Consider the following 18,458-nt stretch of genomic DNA (forward strand, 5'->3'; position numbering starts at 1 on the left):
CTAGCGCTCGTCGCCATAATGGACCCAGTAGCGGGCAGACTGGAAGGAAAGAACCGTCGCCAGACCGATGATGGCGACGAGAACCCAAGCCATGGCGGAAGCGTAGCCCATTTGAAAGTTGGTAAACGCCTGTTCGTAGAGGTAGAGCGTGTAGAACAGCGTCGCGTCGGCAGGACCGCCCTTTCCGCCACTGATGATGTAGGCGGGGGTGAACGCCTGGAACGCGCCTATGATCTGCATCACGAAGTTGAAGAAAATGATTGGCGTCAAAAGGGGCAGCGTGACGCTGGAAAATTTACGCACCGGTCCGGCACCATCGACTTCCGCCGCGTCATAGATGTCCTGCGGGATCTGCTTGAGGCCGGCGAGGAAGATGACCATCGGGGATCCGAACTGCCACACGGCGAGCGCCACAAGAGTATAAAGCGCATAGTCAGTGCTTGTGATCCAACTGGGCCCGTCAATGCCGAACTTCAGAAGAATCTGGTTGATGATGCCGTCATAGGCGAACACCTGACGCCACATGATGGCGACGGCCACGCTGCCACCGAGGAGCGATGGCAGATAGTAAACCGAACGATAGAAACCCAGTCCCTTCAGGCCGCGGTTAAGCAGCATGGCGATTCCGAGGGCAAAGGCCAGCTTCAGCGGCACCGACAGGAACACATAGGTGAGCGTGACACGCAAGGACTGATAGTAGCGCCCATCTTCGGTAAACATCTTCACGTAGTTGTCCAAGCCCAGCCATTGGGGCGGCGTGAACATGTCGTAGCTGGTAAGCGACAGATAGAAGGACGCCAGGATCGGGCCGAGTGTAAGACACACCAAGCCGACAAGCCAAGGCGACAGGAATAGAAAGGCGGCCGCGTTTTGACGCGCATTGATCCCCACAGCCCTGCGCCGGCGGGCTTTTGGCGCGGTGACCGATTCAAGCGAAGTTGTCTCGGACAGGATCGTGCTCATGAACTATCTTCCGCTGAGACCACACCGGGGTGCGGCATACGGCGTGTCAGTGCCGCACCCCATGTATCGAAGGCTCCCCGCTCGGGGCTTATTTCTTCAGCCTGATGCTCACTTCGTTGATGAACTGTTGAGCAGCTTCTTTGGGGGTCATCTTGCCGAAGGCGACGCCCTCATTCGCGCGCGTCAGCATGCCCGTCATTCCCGGCACACCCGGGTACCGGGGAGGCGCCGGGTCCTTTTGCAGCAAATCCAGATAGGCGATGATCTTTCGATCAGCGTCGGTTCCCGAAGCGGCCAGTGCGTCGCGGCCGGCTTTCGAGCACGGGATCATGCCGCTGTTAGTGTAGTAGGTCTTGGCGCCTTCCGGATCGAAGTGCATGAAGCGGATGATATCAATGACCTGCTTTTGGTTAGGTGATTTTGCCGACACGGTAGTCGAGTTCCCGGCATAGCAGTAATGGCGCTGCTTCATCTCACCGCCTCTGAAGCCATTTGGCATCATGTGGAGAACGAAGTTGTCCTGCGACAGAGCCTGGAAACCGACGAAGCTGTCTGTGAGTGTGATATTCATCGCGGCCCGCCCTGCCACGATACCGGCCGTGCTTGGATCGTCGTTGCCTGCCATTGCCTGAACATCCCCGGGTGGCGTAGCCTTTGTGTCGCGCATCATTTTCCAATACGCATACCAAGCTTCCATGTCCTCTAATGCGAAGCCGAGCTTGTGATCTGGCGTGAACATCGACTTGCCGCGGCCACGCAAGAAAATATCGCATGGGATATAGTTGCCGCCGGCGTCCTCGACGCCCCAGAATCTCGGTCCGAGAGCTTTGCTGAGAGCCGCAGAGGTTTCAGCCAGATCCTCCCACGTCCACATTTGGTCCGGAACCTTGATACCAGCCTTCTCGAATGACGTGGCATTCGTGATGATGGTAGGCCCGATCGCGTCATTAGGGATCGCGTACTGCTTGCCGTCAAACTTAGCTGCATTGACGGCGCTTTGCAGATAATCGTCGAGATTGATCGGGTTAGGTACGTAAGCATCGAGAGGTGTCGTAACGCCTCGCCGCGCGTATTCCGCCAGCAGATCGACATTGACGCTGAACATGTCTGGCGCATTTCCGCCCGCGGTCTCGGTCGCGATTTTATCGGTGAAGGCACCGAAATTGGTGAACTCTGGAATGATCTCGACGCTGGGATTCTTTTCAGAGTACAGCTTCAACACGGCAAGAGTTTGCGTCAGCTGTTCCTGCGATTCAACATAGCCAGCAAAGCGCACACGCACCTTGGACTGCGAAAGTGCCTTGCCGAGGGGCAGCCCAGATAATGCTGCGCTGCCCAGCAACGTGGCGCCGTGGCGGAGTACCTCTCGCCGATTCATTCGTATCGACATCTCTTCCTCCCTATGAGCGAGCCATCTGCGGGCTTCGTTAGTGAAACGTAACACAAGAAATAGCAGGCACGTCAACTACAAAAAGGTCGACCGTAATGGTAGATACGGTGAGCGGAACTGCTACTTTATTTCACTTGTGTCCTTTGACAAAGGAACCACCCTGTCCTATCGGTAAATCGTTGCATCACCTGCGCCGCAAACAGGATTCGCAACGAGCCGATGGAAGAATCGATGTCTGGAATTCACGAGGTCGCGAAAAAGGCTGGAGTTTCGCCGAGCACGGTCTCCAATGTGATCAATGGTCGGCACGATAAGATGCGCCCGGAAACTAAGCGCCGCGTCCTCGAAGTTATCGAACAGCTCAAGTACACGCCTAATGTTGCAGCCCGGCAGCTGAAATCAGGTCAGAACTGCAGCATTGGCTTGATCGTCCCATCCGTGGCGAACCCATTCTGGGGTTTGGTCGCGCACCATGTTGAACGCGCTGCCAGACATCGTGGCTACAAGATCCTGATCTGTAATGCGGAGCGTGATCCAGACGTCGAGACGCGTTACGCCGAAGCGATGCTCGGCTCTGGAATAACTGGCATCATCCTAGGGTCATCACCCCTGTCATTCGACTATTTGCGCGACGTGACGGCTCGCGGCCTCAAGATCGCCGCCTTCGATCAACGCGTTAATGGCGCCCGCGACGTCATCACCTGCGGCGTGAGCCTCAATCAGGAGTTGGGTGGCACACTTGCTGCTCAGCACCTGATAGGGCTTGGGCACAAGCGTATTGCGACTGTCTCTGGACCGATCAAGACCAACAGCCGCATCGGCCGCATGAACGGCGTGAGGTTGGCCATGGCCCGGTCTGGCCTGCAACTCCCTGACGATATGATCTGGCAGGGTGGCGGTGTTGCCGGATTCGGCGACCTGGAAGGAGCAGAGCTCGGACGGATGGGCGTACGTGAATTACTAAGTCGCGACAATCCGCCGACCGGGATCGTGGCTAACAACGACATGTACGCTCTTGGCGCCTATGCGGGCGCGCGCGATCTTGGCTTTCGTGTTCCGGACGACATTTCGATCGTCGGCTTTGATGACATCGTTCTCGCCGAGATCGCCCAGCCCGCTCTGACAACGATCCGCCAGCCAGTGCCGGCCATGGCCGAGATGGTCGTACGCATGCTCGTCGCCCACTTGGAGGGTTCGGCTCACGCTGATGACCCCGCCTTCATCGACATCACGCCACAACTCATCGTGCGCGGGTCAACGGCGCCTGCGCGGGCACTGCAGAGTGCGTAGGGATAGGAATGGATTGATGGCTCGGGATCTATCCGACCAAACGGTTTTTATCGCCGGCGCAAGCAGCGGCATGGGACGTGCGACCGCCCTGGCTTCGGCAAGGGCTGGGGCCCGTCTCATTCTGCTCGGGCGCCATGAAGCGGGGCTCGATGAGACCGCAGCATCCGCCCGCGCTGTAGGGCAGCAAGCGCGGATTGCGACTGTGGTCGCCGATGCCTCCAACGCGGACGCCTTGGCCGACGCCGTTTCCGAGATTGATCTGAGCACGGTCGATGTCTTGATCAATTCGGTCGGCACGAACATCGTGGAACGGGCATTCGACCAGCTGACCGCAGCCTCCTGGGAGTCGATGCTTCAGGTCAACCTGATGGCGGCGTTCAACCTGTGCAAGCTGTTCGTGCCACCGATGCGCGCGAGGGAAGAAGGGTTGATCATCAACATCTCGTCGATTGCGGCGCGAAAACCGGATCGTTCGGGCGCAGCCTACCAGGCTTCGAAGGCCGGCGTGCTCGCCCTGAACCACGCCATCATGGAGGAGGAGTGGGCAAGCGGCATCCGTGCGACCGCAATCCTGCCTGGCATGACCGATACGCCTTTGCTTGATCGCCGACCATCCCCGGTGAGCACCGAGGTCCGTCGTGCTGCCCTGCAGCCCGAAGACATTGCCGAGGCCTGCCTGTTCGTTATGCGCCTGCCCCAGCGCGCTCACGTTTCGGAACTCACGATCCAACCGAGTCGACGGTAGGCACAGAAACTATTCGTATCTCACTGCAAAGGACCAAAAGAATGGATTTTTCAGGGAAGGTTGTCCTCGTCACCGGAGGTGCATCGGGGATCGGCGGCGAAACGACCCGCGCGTTCGCTGATGCTGGAGCAAAGGTGGCATTCACCTACATGACGAGTGCCGACGAAGCTGGCGCGATCGAGACGGAGTATAAATCACAAGGCAGGCATGTCCTCTCCTTGAAGGCAGACATGACGAAGCCGGACGAAGTTGCTGAGGTAGTCCAGCGCACGGAACATGACCTTGGACCAATCGACGTTCTGTTCGCCAATACGGGCGGCCTGTTGAAAAGGAGCCGCTGCGTCGACTCAACGCTGGAACTCTGGCAGGAGGCAATTTCCCTGAACCTCCTGAGTACGTTCCTGGTGGTGCAGGCAACTCTTCGATCCATGGAACCCCGCAAATCCGGCTCCATCGTCCTGATGTCTTCACTTGCCGGTTTTGACGGTGGCGGCCCAGGCGCCTCACATTATGCCGCGACCAAGGGTGCCGTTGCCACGCTGGTGCGGTCGTTGGCGAAGGAAGTCGGCCCTCTCGGCATTCGCGTCAATGGCGTCGCACCCGGCCTCATCGGCACGCGCTTTCACGATACCTTCAGCACTCCGCAAGGCCGCGCCGACTCAGTCGCGAGGACTCCATTGCGGCGTGAGGGAACGCCAAAGGATGTGGCCGGCACGGTGCTCTATCTGGCCTCGGAGCAGGCCGGATATGTGACTGGAGAGGTTGTTCAGATCAACGGCGGCGTCGGGTTCTAGCCAGCGAAGAAGATAAAGACACGGTACCGGCCCCTGCCGAGTTGAAGGACCAGCGCAGGCAGTATCCGACAAGCCGCCCCAATAGAACCTTAAAGAGAACCGTTCGATTGCAACCAGCAAGACGCGGTCAGCCTGGAAAAGGGAGATGACGACATGAGCAGCGTGAGCGAGTCGCCGACGAATAAGCCAACGGTCGTGATCCTGCTAACGCCTGACATGCGGGCAAAGCTTATCCCCGCATCCGCTGAGAAGCGGCTCGCAGAAGTGGCGAGTGTTCGCGCGCCTCAAGATGGAGACATGACTGCCGAGAATCTCCCCAATCTGGTCGACGGTGCAGTGGCGGTGATAACCGGCTGGGGAACTCCGCCGCTCGACGAAACGCTGCTTGCCCATGCGAAGTCATTGAAACTGGTAGCCCATGCTGCCGGCAGCGTTCGGCACCTTGTTCCTTTCGCGGCTATCGAGGAGGGCCGGCTGCACGTCACACATGCGGCAATCCATATTGGCGAAGCGGTCTCCGAGTTTGTGATGGCGCAAGTTCTGTCATTCCTGCGCCATCCCGCGGAACTCTCCGACGGGATGCGGAACAACGAGCCCTGGTTTGACCTTCGGACGCGCCTGCTTGGGCGGCTCCTCGGCGAACAAACGGTGGGCCTGCTCGGTGCAGGCTATATCGGTCGGATGATGATGCGCCTGTTTCGCGCCTTCAACGCTCGGGTTCTTGTCTATGACCCTTATCTCACTGAGCCTCAGGCTTACGAAATGAGCGTGGAGCTATGTGGACTGGATGATCTTCTACGCCGTAGTGACATCGTATCTCTGCACGTGCCCTCCCTACCCGAAACCCGCCACATGATCGGTGCCGATCAACTTGCCATGATCAAGGATGGCGCCCTCTTCATCAACACTGCACGCGGTGCAATCGTAGACGAACAGGCTCTCATCGCGGAGCTGCGCAAGGGCCGATTTACAGCTGTGCTCGATGTCTATGAGAAGGAACCGCTATCGCACGACAGCCCTCTACGCACCCTACCGAATGCAATCCTCGCGCCCCACGCTGCCGGGCACAGCCACGAGACCTATCTACGTCAGGGTGCCACGGCTGTGGACGAGGTCTGCAGGATGCTGGCGGGTGAGCCCTACCGCCACGAGGTGACGAAGGCGGTACTGTCGACTATGGCCTGAATAGATCTTTGTCACCGGTTAGCTGGCCGGTCAGCAGACTCGAAGCAGAGCACATCGCATGTTGAACGCATCCAGAGCGGCCCAGCCGTTCATCTGCTGCCGCGAAGCGGGAGGGTCAGCGCAAGGGCGATTGATTCATGCCAAGCCCGCCACCACATCGAAATGGCTGTAGGCCTAGGAAGGTCTCGGAAGTCTGGAACGGGTCAAGCAGAGCCCTTGAGGGAGTTTATACGAAGGTCGCCTTACAGCTCCAATGCGGAAATACGGCCAAGGTCGGCCTCGTGCCAGAAGGCGACGTTCGCAGCATTGGTCTGACAAACAACTTTATTCCCTCAGAGAAAGTCTGCGGCTCATCCGGGGACAATTCCACCTCAGAGCGCCTAAAGCGCAGCCGGGAACTTCAATCTGCCAACCCTGTTGTCGGATAGCTTGGGCCGGTGAAACCGGCCGAGAACAAAACTACGCCAAGTGGAGCGGACGCATGAGTGATATGGAGCATTCCGACCAGCCTACTCCCGCAACGCCTGGGAGCGCGGCTTCGGCTGAGGCGACAAGCCCGACGGAACCGGCGATCGGAACGCCCGCAGATCCGATCGCATCCACGCCGGATGAGCCAGTAGAGGCAGCTCCGACGGAAAGCGCACCAGCTGAAATGGCCGCTCCGCCAAACGTGCAGGAGCGCCCGAAGACCAAAGGCGTGGCCGATATCGTGTTCCTCGTCGATGTCAGCGGCAGCATGTCTCCCTGCATCGACGCGCTCCGCAGAAACATTGAGGCATTTATCGATTCCCTGAGCCAGGGCGATGCCAACAACGCTGCCCCTGTTAGGGATTGGCGCGGCAAGGTCGTCGGATATCGTGACATCGAGGCGGCGCAAGCTGAAGGCCTGCCCTGGATCGTCGACAACTTGTTCGTGCGTGACGCCGGCGCCCTCAAGGCGCAACTCGGCACCTTGCAGGCAAACGGTGGCGGCGACGAGCCAGAATCGCTTCTCGATGCCCTCTACACGGTTGCCTCCATGGAGGCGGTCCCGAAAGGTTCGCAGACAGAGGATCCAGCAAAATGGCGCTATAGGAGCGATGCGGCTCGTGTTGTCATCGTCTTCACCGATGCGTCGTTTAAGGAAACCATGAGCCTTCCTGAGGCGAAGGGCGGTTCGCTCCAGGATGTTGCAAACCTGGTAATGGCCAATCGCATCATTCTCAGTCTCTTTGCCCCCAACTTCGAGGGCTATGACCGACTGAGCCAGATCGACAAGTCGGAATGGGAGGTCGTGGAATACGAAGGATTGAACCCGCAGGAGGCACTGCAGAAATTTACATCGGACCCGGTCAATTTCCGCAACACCTTGAAGCAGCTGGCCGCTAGCGTGTCGCGGTCGGCAGCGACCGTGGCGCTGTAGACGCTCCGCCTCTGGCACGCTGAGCGCAAGCCATGGCCAAGAAGCTGAAGGTCGGTGATCGGATCCGGCAGTACCGCGTCACGAAAGTCTTCGGACCGGGCATGATGGCGATCTCCTATGGCGCCGAGGGGCCGACAGGAGAGAAAGTCTTTCTGAAGCAGTACAAGTCTCCTGCTCCCACCGTCGTTTGGTACAAGGCGTTCGTCGCCTATCAGAACGAGCTCGGAGCCCGCGTCCGGACCGGGCGGGCGGCTCAGTTCGCAGTGCGCCAAGTGGATGCGTTCGAAGAGGTCTGGGGCGGACCCTGCTACTTCCAAGCCTATGAGTTCGTCGAGAACGGCGCCGACCTGCAGCAGATGCTCGATGAGGAGCGCGAGTGGCATCGCCGAACGAAGTCGCCCGCCACCCGTGATCCTGCGGTCTGGGCGCGTCATGTCACTTGGGCCAAGGTCTTCATGACCGGAATAGCGGCGCTGCACGAATCCAAGATTGTCCATGCCGACCTGAAACCGGCGAATGCGTATCTGATCCAGGACCCCACGATCAGTTCCGGTTACCAGCTCAAACTGATTGACATGGACTTCTCACTCCTGGCTGACCGGCGCGCGCCATGGCATGGCCATCAGGGATATGTCGGCACCGACAATTACCGCTCTCCCGAGCATATGGCCCGAGGATCCGTGCCGGGGCTTGCGTCCGATGTCTTTACCTGCGCGCTGATGCTCTACGAACTTCTCGCAGGGTATCATCCCTATTGGACCGACGATCAGGCCGAGTACGCAAAGCTCGTGCAGAGCTATGCCGCTAAACCTCCAGCGCTTGCGGGGGTGATGCCGTCGCCGGCGAGCAATGCCGAGGTCAGCTCTTTCCTGCACCGCTGCCTTTCTCCGAACCCGGCTGACCGACCGACGGCTGCGGAGTTGCGCGCCGTTCTGAGCGGACGCGGGGAGAAACCATCCGTCTCCAAAGCCGGCTCTGCGACGGCTTCGGCAAAGGCGCCGGCCAGCAGCGCTCCTCGCTCTGCCGCCGAGCTGATCCTGTCCGACAGGATCGAGTTGCTGGGCCCGGACGGCCGCTCGCTGCAGATCGGCGTAAGGACGGAACTCGGAAAAACCCTGGTGCGGCAGTTCGGGCCGGACAGCGAGTTCTGGGACAACCGCCAATGTGTTCTGGAACGCCAATCCGGCCAGCAATGGGTGCTCTCGCCTGTCGCAGGAACGACCAACGAAACCCTCGTGAACGGCACGGCGCTAACGGCGCCATACCCGCTCAGGCAGGGTGACCGGATCGCTGTCGGACGCCAAGCCAAAGGCATCGTCAAGATGCCGCTCACGGCGCGGGCGCTCAAATGAACCTACCCGACGGACATGAAGCACCCGAGTCCGACCCTCCGTGGGAAGAGCCGAAGCAGTCAGAGGCAACTTCAACACCGGCCGATGTGCCCAAGGATGAACCTGATACGCAGGATCCTGCACAATCTTCCGAGACTCTTGCCCCTGAGACTCTTGCCCCGGGAGCTCTCGTCGCAGGCGTTGAAGGTGCATCGGAGGTTGCTCCAACCCTGCCGTTGACCGGGGAGCCTCCGTCTGGCCCGGGCAGCCCGCCTTCGGACGCGGTTCCGGCCACTCCCATCGGGCAAGATACCTTGCAGATCGTGGAGGTGGAAGACCTGGATTGGCAGGGCGTCCGTAATGCGGTCAACCCATCCTCCATCCGCGCCAACATGCGGTCGATAGTGGAGCGGATGGAGGCGTTGCTCGATAGAGCCGACGGGCCCGGCATGCTGTTCGAGAACGACCGGGCCGTGCCTGCCGACAAGGTGATCCAGATCTCCGCCATGGATACCACAAGTCCGTTGTGGATCGTCGGCGATCTGCACGGCGATCTTCTGGCGCTCGAGGCCGCCTTGGCGGCAATGCGCGGTCAGGCCTCGCAAACCGGCGAGGCCAAGCCACGGATCGTGTTTCTCGGCGATCTTTTCGACGATGAAGGTTTCGGGCTCGAAGTCCTTCTCCGCGTGTTTGAGTTGATCACGGAGGCGCCGGATCGTGTGTGCCTGATCGCGGGCAACCACGACGAGGCGCTGTCCTATGATGGCGTACGCTTTGCGTCGAGCGTGACGCCGTCGGACTTCGCGGATTTCCTCAATGCCAATCTCGCGCATGAATGGATCGAGCGGGCCGGCAAGGTGGCCGTGCGTCTGTTTGAGCACGCTCCGCGTGCGCTCTTCTTTCCGGACGGTCTACTGGTAGTTCATGGAGGCTTTCCGCTCGTGGATCTGCACGCGCGTCTCGCCGAAACGGGAGATTGGAACGACCCGATGTGTCTATCGGACTTCGTGTGGACCAGAGCGCATCCGAAAGCCCGCAAGAAGCTCCCGAACCGCTTTTCGCGGGGGAGCCAGTTCGGGCATGAGGACTTCGCGGCTTTCTGCTCCCTGAGCGCTGGCTTGGGACGCCCGGTCACACACATGGTGCGCGGCCACGATCATGTCGAAGAGAGATACGCAGCCTATCCCGCCTATCGGGCTCATCCGGTGCTGACGACGGTGGCGCTCTCGCGTCGATTGAGCCGCGAGAGCTTCGGCTCCTACGAGCGCGTTCCCACCATGGCGCAATTTGTCGAAGGAACGCTTCCCCAGGTGTATCGGCTGCACATTCCTGCGGACATGATCCGCGAGGTTTATCCGGAACTCGCCCCCGGCAGCCCTGAGAGTGAAACGATCCAGGAACCTCATTGATGACCGGCGTAATTCTGCGTTGCCCGAACTGCGGCACCTCGACCACGACTCCTGGCGAATGCGAAGCATGCCACGAGGCGCAGGTCCGCTATTACTGCACGAACCACAAGCCCGGGCGATGGCTTGATGCCTCCGTATGTCCGCACTGCGGCGCGACATTCGGCGATCCGGTCCATCCGACGGCAAGGCCCATTCCGCCTACCACCCCGCCTGGTCCACGGACGACGGCCACGTCCGCTGCACCGCCGCGCGTCGATCCTCCGCCATCGCCCCCGAGAACCCGCGCCAAACCTTGGGACCGCAGAGAACGGGAGAGATCTCCCGATCCGGATCTAGGTGCAAGCGACGAGAGCGCCTCGGTGCGTGACATCCGTACGGCAAGAATGCTGGAGATTCTCAGGGCCGCTTCACGGGCCGGCCGCATGTCCCGAGGAGCAACCTACACCACTCCAGAGGCCCCACCGGTCGGGGCGGCGCTGGGCGGCTGCCTGATGCGCTTCGTGATCCTTGCGATATTCCTGTTAATCATGCTTTCGCTGGTGGGTGGGGCGCTGTTCGGGCCTTACTATTTCTGAGACCGCATTTAACCGACAGCCGCACGACGGCGAATCTCATGTCCTCGCGTCTGCTACCTACCTTTTCGTAGCCATGATCCAGGGTTGTGCTGTAACCGCTAGTACAGCGAAGACGCTTTCTTCGATGCCTGTGAGTACACCACACCTATTGCCGAGCTTAAGGTCAGACACAATTCGTGATTGGTTCGCTTCCGTTCATCTCAGGTACGCTACAAGACATGCGATTCAGTGCATTGCGCGATCAATCTTGCAGGTTAGGTTCTGCTTTGACGTCTAGACCGCGCTGTATGGGCTGAGTTCACGGCTGAGTTTCTGGCACGAGAGGGAAGCATGGCACGCTGGTGGCGACATACCCTCATTGCAATAGCAGGCCTTGCGGCTGCCTTTCCCCTGCGCGTTCAACTCGATCTCGGCCACGGATCCACCCTTCCCATCATCAACGGGTCTGCGCTTGCCAAGGGCGAGGGCGGGAATGGTGACGGGAGCGGGGATGGCGGCGGCAATGGCAATGGAGGCAGTAAGGGCGACGGTGGCGGAAACGGCGGGGGCAACGCAGGAAACGGCAATAGCGGTGGCAAGGGAAACTCTGATGGCGGACGCGGCGGTGGGAACGGAAACGCTGGCGGCAACGGAAATGGAGGTGGTAACGGCAACGGTGGTGCCAGCGGAACCGGTGGTGGCAACGCAGCAGGTGGGAGCAACGGGAATTCTGATGGCGGCGGACGTGGCGGCGGGAACGGAAACAACGGTGGAAATGGGAGCGGCGGCGGGGGGAATGCCGGCAATCAGGGCAATGCTGGCGTCAGTGGGAACAGCAGCAACGGCGGAAATGGCAACGGCAATGGCGGCGGCAAAGGCAATTCCAACGCTGGAGGTCTCGGCGGCCTAGACGGCGGGGCTGGTCATGGTAACAGCGGGAGCGTCGGGGGCGGCATTGGTGGGGGCAATGGCGTTGGCAACAGCGGCGGAGGCAGGCCCGGAGGCAGTGCTGACAGTCCCGCCGGTCGCAGCAATGGCACAGGTGGCGGTGTAGGCGGGGCTCCTGGAGGCTCGGGTGCAGCCCCCAGTAACGGGGCTGGCCGTAGCAACGGCGGCGCAGGTGGCCTCAGCGCCGGTCAAGGCAGCAACGATACTGGAGGCAACAGCGGCAGGTCCGCAGGCAAAAGCAACAATGCTGGCGGGAGCAGCGGCAAGGCGGCGAGCGGAGGCAGCACCGTAGCTGGCCGCACCGCTAATGCAGCCAACTCAGAATCCAGCAAGAATAAGGCCGGGGCGCAGGCTGGCACCGGCACCGCAAAGGCTGGTGGCAAGGCTGCCCCTGGCAGCAGCACCGGAAGCGCCGGTAAGGCCGGCAACAGCAAAAGCCAACGTGGCAGCCCAAAGGCAACGGCGCGCATCAACCCTGCTCCAGCGAGCCAAGGCAAGGCCGCCGCAGCCAATCGGCCGACAATCAGCCGGACCAAAGCTGTCTCTAAGACACCAGTGACATCGAAAGCGCCAATCCAGGCGGGGGCGGAAGTCAGTGCCCCCACTAGCCCGACATCAATCCATCAAGGCACAGTTCCCGCACCCGATCCACCAACATCGACCCAGGCCCAACCAGTCACTCCAGCACCAGCACCATCACAGGTTTCGGCCCCGACGGAGACCCTCCAATCCGGCGCTCTCGCCAGCCCTCCTTCGGCGAGCCCGGCCACGGTTCCCACACCTGACCAGCAAACATCGGGCCAGACCCCAGCGGCCTCTCTGGCCCCGTCAAACACCAGCCCAGCTCCACTGAGCCAAGGCGCTGTCACCGCATTTGACCAGCAAACACCGGTCCAGGCCCAGGCGATCTCCGCGCCACCGGCGACATCACAAGCTTCAACTCCGATCGGGACCGTACAATCAAGTGCCCTCAGTAGGGCCGACGTCGTTGACTCCCGGCCGAAGCCGCGTCAGTCCACAAACTTCATCGTGGCGTCAGGCCTGTCGCGCGAGGATCTGGCCAAGCTCACCGCCCAGGGTTTCCAGATCGAGACCCAGACGCAAGGCACCATTGCCCCTCAGGTCGTCAGGCTGCGTATTCCGCAAGGCACCTCCCTGACTCAGGCCCGGCGAACAATCCAGTTGGTCGATGTGCGAGCCGCAGCGGACTTCGACCATTTCTACTATCTTGATGACGGCTCGGAGACATGCACCGGCGCTGAGTGTATGGCAACCGCCCTCGTGAACTGGTCAGCGTCCAATGCCACTCAATGCGGCCCTCCCCCGCTCATCGGCCTGATCGACACGGGCATCGATGTCGCGCATGAAGCCCTCAAGGGTCAGGCGATCGAGGTTCTGGGGCGGCCTGGGAGCCATGCCGACGCCTCGTTGCAGGAGCATGGCACCGCGATTGCCGCTCTCCTGGTAGGGCGGCGAGGAAGCCCAACGCCAGGCCTGCTGCCGGACGCGAAGCTGATTGCGGTGGATGCCTTCTACCGCGACGGCGGCACGGCCGACCGCACCGATGTGATGTCGCTTGTGACCGCTATCGAGGCGCTCGCCGAGCGTGGCGTGCAGGTCATGAACCTGAGCCTGTCAGGCCCCGCCAACGCGGTCCTCGAGAAAACCATTGAGGCCGCCCAGGCCAAGGGCATCGTGATCATTGCCGCGGCGGGCAACAATGGCGCCGGGGCCGAGCCGGCCTACCCGGCCGCCTATCCGGGTGTCATCGCGGTCACAGCCGTGGACCAGGAGCTGAATGTGTACCGACGCGCCACACAGGGCGCCTACGTCGACCTTGCGGCCCCCGGAGTGAATGTCTGGACGGCGTCGATCCAAGGCAATGGCGTCCTGAGGACGGGCACGTCCTATGCGGTCCCGTTCGTATCCGCCGCGGCAGGCCTGCTGCTCGCATCCAACCCCGACTTGGATCCCAAAGCGGTTCAGGCGCGCCTGGAAGCGCACACCCGCGACCTGGGCAAACCCGGGTGGGATCCGACATACGGGTTCGGCCTGATCCACACGGCGGGCCTGTGCGCACAACCGACGGAGACGACGCCTGTTGCTGCGACCCGAACGCAGCCGGCGGCTTTACCGTTTGGTGATCCGGCTTCGCGAATGCCTTGATTGCCGTCAGGCATCCTCAAGGTGGAACGAACACCTGACACGGCTCTGATCGTGCAGCCAACTCCTGACCTTCAGATAGGCCGTAGTGACAGGACTGTTGTGGCAGGCAGATCGCAAGCGGCGCAGCGCCACCTTCCTAATACTCCAGGATAAGGAACTGGGGGGCAAGGTGAGAATTCTTGAAGCAGTCATCATAGCACCTGAGCCAAGCGTCGGCGGGGTGCTTGGGGTGAACAAACATGCTGTGGGTCATTCTTCTCCTTGGCGCCTCTGGGATGGTCGGTGGTTATGCGGCTGAGCGGGCCATCATCCCCAAGCTCCAGTATCGTCCGGGCACGCCCCATGAGATCGTTGAAACCTGCCGACAGGCCGCCATTGCGGCGGCTCGCACCCATGCAAGTCAGATGGGCGCGCAGTTGATCCGGGTGGACGCAACCAGCGCCGGCGAAATGCGGCGCACCCGAAGCGGCCAGCGGGCACCGGTGGAGGTTGGGATCGTCTACTCGCGGTCAAGCGGGCGCGAAGCCCGCCAGGGTATCGTCGAATGCCGTGTAGACCGCCGCGGGCAGGCGACTATTGCGGATCTTGCAGGCGCAGCACGCTAGGTAGTTCCTGCGATCGGGCAACCGGCGCCCCCTGACGCGGTGCCGGCTCAGACTGTCTGATGGCTGGGCGTGGCGAGGGGCGAGCCCGCACGACCTGTTGCTGCGCACGCGCCGTGGTCGCCCTCAGAACCGATCCGGTCGCGGCCGGTGCCGCCGGGCGCACGCTCTGGCGACGAGCGGCGGGTGATGCTGCGGCCGCAGCACGTTGCTGCGGCTGGGCTTTGGTCTCAGCCCTCAGCACAGGGCTGGCGGGTTTGGCGTTGGCGGCCTCCTTCAGCCGGGTGAGTTCGGCCTCGGCGGCATCGCGTGCCTTGAGGGCTTCGTCCCGTTCGGCACGGGCAGTGGTCGCTTCCGCTCGGGTCTTCACGAGTTCCTCAAACAGGTTGGTACGCACGCGGTTGAGCCGGGCGATCTCGTCCTCGGGTGACGCGGCGGCCGCGGATATCCCAGCGGGGCCGAGCCCAACAGTGGTCACTAACGCAAAGGTGGTGGAGCGCAGGATTCTTATGGTCTGTGGACGTAACATTGGAGGCCCTCCCAATGGTGTCCGTCACAGCACGAGCGTGACGAGGGGTGATCCTGCTCTCCTCGCCTAGCCCCAGGTAGACCTGCAGAAGAGCTAACCCTTGTGGGCAGGTTCTCTTTGGCTGCCATCCAACGAAACGGACAATGCATATGCTAGCGCCAGTGCCGCTTTTGGGCTAGCCTTCTTGTGGCCTACTCCGATCACCCTGCCGAGTGTCGGTCATCGTGGACCTGTCCTGAAAGCTTGAGCAGGTGAGAAGGCGCGCTCTGTCAACGTTACGTCACCTGATCACAACTCATATTACCTCTTGCCTATGAACTTATGGTCAGCTCCGGGTCAGGTACTGACGATCACCTGACCTCCAGGAACGTCCGCTTTCTCCTGCTATAGCCGACAATCGGCCTACTTCCGAGAAGTGCCATGATCGTACATTTGGCATAACCAAGGCATGGCATAAGCTCCGAGGAATGGCACAGCGATCAGCGCAGCACTGCCGAAAGTGCGGACAGCGTGTTGATCCAGCGGACAGCGTGCTCGACGCTTTCAGGCGCGAAGGCTACCGTCATGGCATCCAACCGCATCGCGGAGGGAATAACCGATGCGAGGTCGCACAGTGCAGGCGTGTTAAGCTCAACCTCCAGCCGATACGGCCTTTCGATGATGAAAGGCCGACTTGAGGATGCATGCCGGACGGCTGCCTCGGTCTCGCTGCGAATGAGGTTGCGCGCATGCTCGGGCGAACGACTGCGTGCCGCACGCTGGCTGATGGCTTGTTTCACAACCGCATATCGCGCGTCAGGGAAAAGTGGCTGCGTCTCGGATTTTAGGCGGTCATCGCCGCTGAGCATGATGACGGGAACACCAAGGCTACCGGCATAGGCGCCATACAGCCCGGCCTCTCCGAGTTCTACATCATTTAACCGAATACGGCCGAAGGCGAAGCCGTTCGTGGTGTGGGCCAGAACGCCGGCCTCGCGCGCCCTGGCGTGGTATCCAAGGCATATCACACCCGCATGATCGGGAGCCAGCCCCTCAAACATATTGAGCAGTTTCGGCTTGCCGGAGATCAGTTCCGCGCGTGGATCGAGTTCGTCAGGAAGCAGGTTGCGCATGTCGCCATGAGCGTCATTGACCAGCACCTCGGTGGCCCCGCCAGCGAAGGCTCCCTCGATAGCTGCGTTGGCCTCCTGCGTCATGAGCCGGCGGGCACGCTCGTACTCGCCGTTGCCCATGCTGCCCTGCTGTGGACTCACGACACCCGCCACGCCTTCGATATCTGCCGATATGTAGATCTTCATGGACAATGTGCTTCCTGTCTTGCCGTTTGGTGCCTCAGAGCTGGCTCAACTTGGGATCCAAAGCGTCACGCAGCCCGTCACCGAGAAGGTTGAAGGCGAGAACAGTGACGAAGATGGCCAATCCCGGAAAGAAGGTCAGATGATCGGCAACTCCGATGAAGCTTCGGCCGGCCGAGAGCATGGCACCCCATTCTGGAGTCGGAGGTTGAGCCCCGAGGCCGATGAAGCTCAGGCTTGCGGCCGTCAGAATCGAGGTACCAAATCTCATCGAGAAGTAGACGATGACGCTCGGTAGAGCTCCGGGCAGAATATGACGAGCCATGAGGACCACGTTGCGCACGCCGATGGCTCGCGCGGCGTCCACATATATCGCCCGCTTGAGCGCCAGTGCCGAGCCTCGCACGAGCCGGGCGAAGACAGGGATGCTGAATACGGCAACCGCCCAGATTACATTCTCGACGCCAGGACCCAGGATTGCCACGATTCCGATGGCGAGCAGGATGCCTGGAAAGGCAAGGAGGACATCGCAGATTCGCATGATGATACGGTCGATCCAGCCTTCATAGAACCCACTCAGCAGCCCCATTACGATACCGACAATGCCGCCTATGGTAACTGCCAGGAAACCGACCATCAGGGAGATACCGGCTCCGTGAATGATACGGCTGAGAATGTCCCGTCCATAATCATCCGTCCCGGCCCAATGCAACCAGGACGGTCCCTCGAGAACATGGTCGTAATCCGGAGCGGCAGGATCGTATGGGGCAATCCAGGGTGCCAGAAGCGCAACGAGAACCAGCAGCAGCAAGAAGATGCCTGAGGCAACGGCCAACTTCTGTCGCCGGAACTTACGCCAGAACTCGGACCAGGGTGTGCGGATGCGCTCGGCAGCCGGCCTAGCAGTGGAAGACAGAGCAGCGCTGCTCATCGATAGCGGATCTCCGGATTCACCAGCGCGTAAAGAACGTCGACGATGAGGTTGATGAGGATGAACTCAAGAGAGAACAAAAGGATTTCCGCCTGAATGACAGGGTAATCCCGGAACGAGACCGAGTCTACCAGGAGCCGCCCGAGCCCTGGCCAGGCAAAAACAGTTTCGACCACGATCGAGCCACCAAGAAGGAAGCCGAACTGAAGGCCGACCATGGTGATGATGGGAATAAGCGCATTGCGCAGAACGTGTTTCCACACGACCAGCCGCTCGAAGGCCCCTTTGGCCCTTGCTGTTCTGATGTAGTCCTCTCTTGCGATCTCAATGAAGGAGGAGCGTGTGAAGCGCGCCATGACCGCGGCCACGCCCACGCCCAGAGTGATGGATGGCAGCACGAAATGTGCCAGCGTTCCGTATCCGCTTGTTGGAAACCACCCCAGTCTCACGGAAAACCAGTCGATCAGGAGCAGGCCTAGCCAGAAGGATGGCAGAGAGATGCCAGAGACGGCAACGAGCATGCCGCCATGATCCTGCCAACGCCCTCGCTTCACGGCGGACGACACGCCGATGATGAGGCCAAACAGGGTCGCCCAGACCATACTGATGATCGTCAGCCAGAAGGTCGGGAAAAAGCGCTCGCCGATCTCCTCCGCGACTGGGCGGCGCGTTTTAAGGGAGATGCCGAAGTCCCCATGTAGAATGTTCCATACATAGGTGACGTACTGTTCCCACAAGGGCCGGTCGAGCCCGAGCGCCGCACGGACAACAGCAATGTCTTGCTGTGTCGCATCTTGGCCCGCAACGAGGCGAGCCGGATCACCCGGCAGGAGATGTACAAACCCGAAGACGAGCAGTGAGATGAGCAACAGGACCGGCAGGATGCCGAGCAGGCGATGGATGAGATATTTGGCCATGATGTTT

The 18,458-nt window shown here is 60.9% G+C and carries 17 protein-coding genes; 11 read left to right on the forward strand and 6 right to left on the reverse strand.

Going from position 1 to position 18,458, the window contains the following annotated elements; all coding sequences use genetic code 11:
- Together ACD578_RS17845 and ACD578_RS17850 are read right to left on the reverse strand one after the other, a co-directional pair.
- On the reverse strand, positions 1 to 954 hold the full coding sequence (locus ACD578_RS17845) for a carbohydrate ABC transporter permease (protein WP_404293929.1): 954 nt from the start codon (positions 952 to 954) through the stop codon (positions 1 to 3).
- Positions 955 to 1,051: 97 nt separating this feature from the next.
- Positions 1,052 to 2,353: an ABC transporter substrate-binding protein gene (locus ACD578_RS17850; RefSeq protein WP_404287110.1), complete on the reverse strand. Its 1,302-nt coding sequence runs from the start codon at positions 2,351 to 2,353 to the stop codon at positions 1,052 to 1,054.
- Positions 2,354 to 2,572: 219 nt separating this feature from the next.
- On the opposite strand from ACD578_RS17850, the gene ACD578_RS17855 reads away from it, so the two are divergent.
- The 11 genes from ACD578_RS17855 (at position 2,573) to ACD578_RS17905 (ending at position 14,782) form a co-directional block, all read left to right on the forward strand.
- Positions 2,573 to 3,643: a LacI family DNA-binding transcriptional regulator gene (locus ACD578_RS17855; protein WP_404287112.1), complete on the forward strand. Its 1,071-nt coding sequence runs from the start codon at positions 2,573 to 2,575 to the stop codon at positions 3,641 to 3,643.
- Between the two features lie 16 nt (positions 3,644 to 3,659).
- Positions 3,660 to 4,388 carry an SDR family oxidoreductase gene (locus ACD578_RS17860; RefSeq protein ID WP_404287114.1) on the forward strand — a complete coding sequence of 243 codons (729 nt, stop codon included), beginning with the start codon at positions 3,660 to 3,662 and terminating at the stop codon, positions 4,386 to 4,388.
- 41 nt (positions 4,389 to 4,429) lie between these two features.
- Positions 4,430 to 5,182 carry an SDR family NAD(P)-dependent oxidoreductase gene (locus ACD578_RS17865; RefSeq protein WP_404287116.1) on the forward strand — a complete coding sequence of 251 codons (753 nt, stop codon included), beginning with the start codon at positions 4,430 to 4,432 and terminating at the stop codon, positions 5,180 to 5,182.
- Between the two features lie 153 nt (positions 5,183 to 5,335).
- On the forward strand, positions 5,336 to 6,367 hold the full coding sequence (locus ACD578_RS17870) for a hydroxyacid dehydrogenase (RefSeq protein WP_404287118.1): 1,032 nt from the start codon (positions 5,336 to 5,338) through the stop codon (positions 6,365 to 6,367).
- A 481-nt stretch (positions 6,368 to 6,848) separates the two neighbouring features.
- The gene (locus ACD578_RS17875) at positions 6,849 to 7,769 is read left to right on the forward strand and encodes a hypothetical protein (protein ID WP_404287120.1); all 921 of its coding nucleotides are present in this window, start codon (positions 6,849 to 6,851) and stop codon (positions 7,767 to 7,769) included.
- 32 nt (positions 7,770 to 7,801) lie between these two features.
- Positions 7,802 to 9,121: a protein kinase gene (locus ACD578_RS17880; protein ID WP_404287122.1), complete on the forward strand. Its 1,320-nt coding sequence runs from the start codon at positions 7,802 to 7,804 to the stop codon at positions 9,119 to 9,121.
- Between the two features lie 302 nt (positions 9,122 to 9,423).
- A complete protein-coding gene (locus tag ACD578_RS17885; RefSeq protein WP_404293931.1) occupies positions 9,424 to 10,509 on the forward strand; it encodes a metallophosphoesterase in 1,086 nt (361 codons plus the stop codon).
- Positions 10,509 to 11,084 (forward strand): hypothetical protein, encoded by a 576-nt coding sequence (locus ACD578_RS17890; protein WP_404287124.1) that lies wholly within the window; start codon positions 10,509 to 10,511, stop codon positions 11,082 to 11,084. Before ACD578_RS17885 ends, ACD578_RS17890 begins: the two co-directional genes overlap by 1 nt.
- Before the next feature lie 472 nt (positions 11,085 to 11,556).
- Positions 11,557 to 11,973: a hypothetical protein gene (locus ACD578_RS17895; RefSeq protein WP_404287126.1), complete on the forward strand. Its 417-nt coding sequence runs from the start codon at positions 11,557 to 11,559 to the stop codon at positions 11,971 to 11,973.
- 1,067 nt (positions 11,974 to 13,040) lie between these two features.
- Positions 13,041 to 14,177, forward strand: a complete 1,137-nt coding sequence (locus ACD578_RS17900) for a S8 family serine peptidase (protein ID WP_404287128.1) — start codon at positions 13,041 to 13,043, stop codon at positions 14,175 to 14,177.
- Positions 14,178 to 14,416: 239 nt separating this feature from the next.
- On the forward strand, positions 14,417 to 14,782 hold the full coding sequence (locus ACD578_RS17905; protein ID WP_404287130.1) for a hypothetical protein: 366 nt from the start codon (positions 14,417 to 14,419) through the stop codon (positions 14,780 to 14,782).
- On the opposite strand, the gene ACD578_RS17910 is transcribed toward ACD578_RS17905, so the two are convergent.
- From ACD578_RS17910 to gsiC, 4 genes are all read right to left on the reverse strand, one after another.
- Positions 14,751 to 15,308: a hypothetical protein gene (locus ACD578_RS17910; protein ID WP_404287132.1), complete on the reverse strand. Its 558-nt coding sequence runs from the start codon at positions 15,306 to 15,308 to the stop codon at positions 14,751 to 14,753. The genes ACD578_RS17905 and ACD578_RS17910 overlap by 32 nt on opposite strands.
- A gap of 479 nt (positions 15,309 to 15,787) precedes the next feature.
- On the reverse strand, positions 15,788 to 16,606 hold the full coding sequence (locus ACD578_RS17915; protein ID WP_404287134.1) for a M55 family metallopeptidase: 819 nt from the start codon (positions 16,604 to 16,606) through the stop codon (positions 15,788 to 15,790).
- Positions 16,607 to 16,640: 34 nt separating this feature from the next.
- Positions 16,641 to 17,534 carry an ABC transporter permease subunit gene (locus ACD578_RS17920; RefSeq protein ID WP_404287136.1) on the reverse strand — a complete coding sequence of 298 codons (894 nt, stop codon included), beginning with the start codon at positions 17,532 to 17,534 and terminating at the stop codon, positions 16,641 to 16,643.
- The gene (gene gsiC, locus ACD578_RS17925; RefSeq protein WP_404287138.1) at positions 17,531 to 18,451 is read right to left on the reverse strand and encodes a glutathione ABC transporter permease GsiC; all 921 of its coding nucleotides are present in this window, start codon (positions 18,449 to 18,451) and stop codon (positions 17,531 to 17,533) included. The genes ACD578_RS17920 and gsiC overlap by 4 nt, the downstream gene beginning before the upstream one ends.
- Between the last annotated feature and the right edge of the window lie 7 nt (positions 18,452 to 18,458).

It is taken from the genome of Microvirga sp. RSM25 (genome assembly GCF_044784385.1).
In the GTDB taxonomy this organism is placed as follows: Bacteria; Pseudomonadota; Alphaproteobacteria; order Rhizobiales; family Beijerinckiaceae; genus Microvirga; species Microvirga tunisiensis.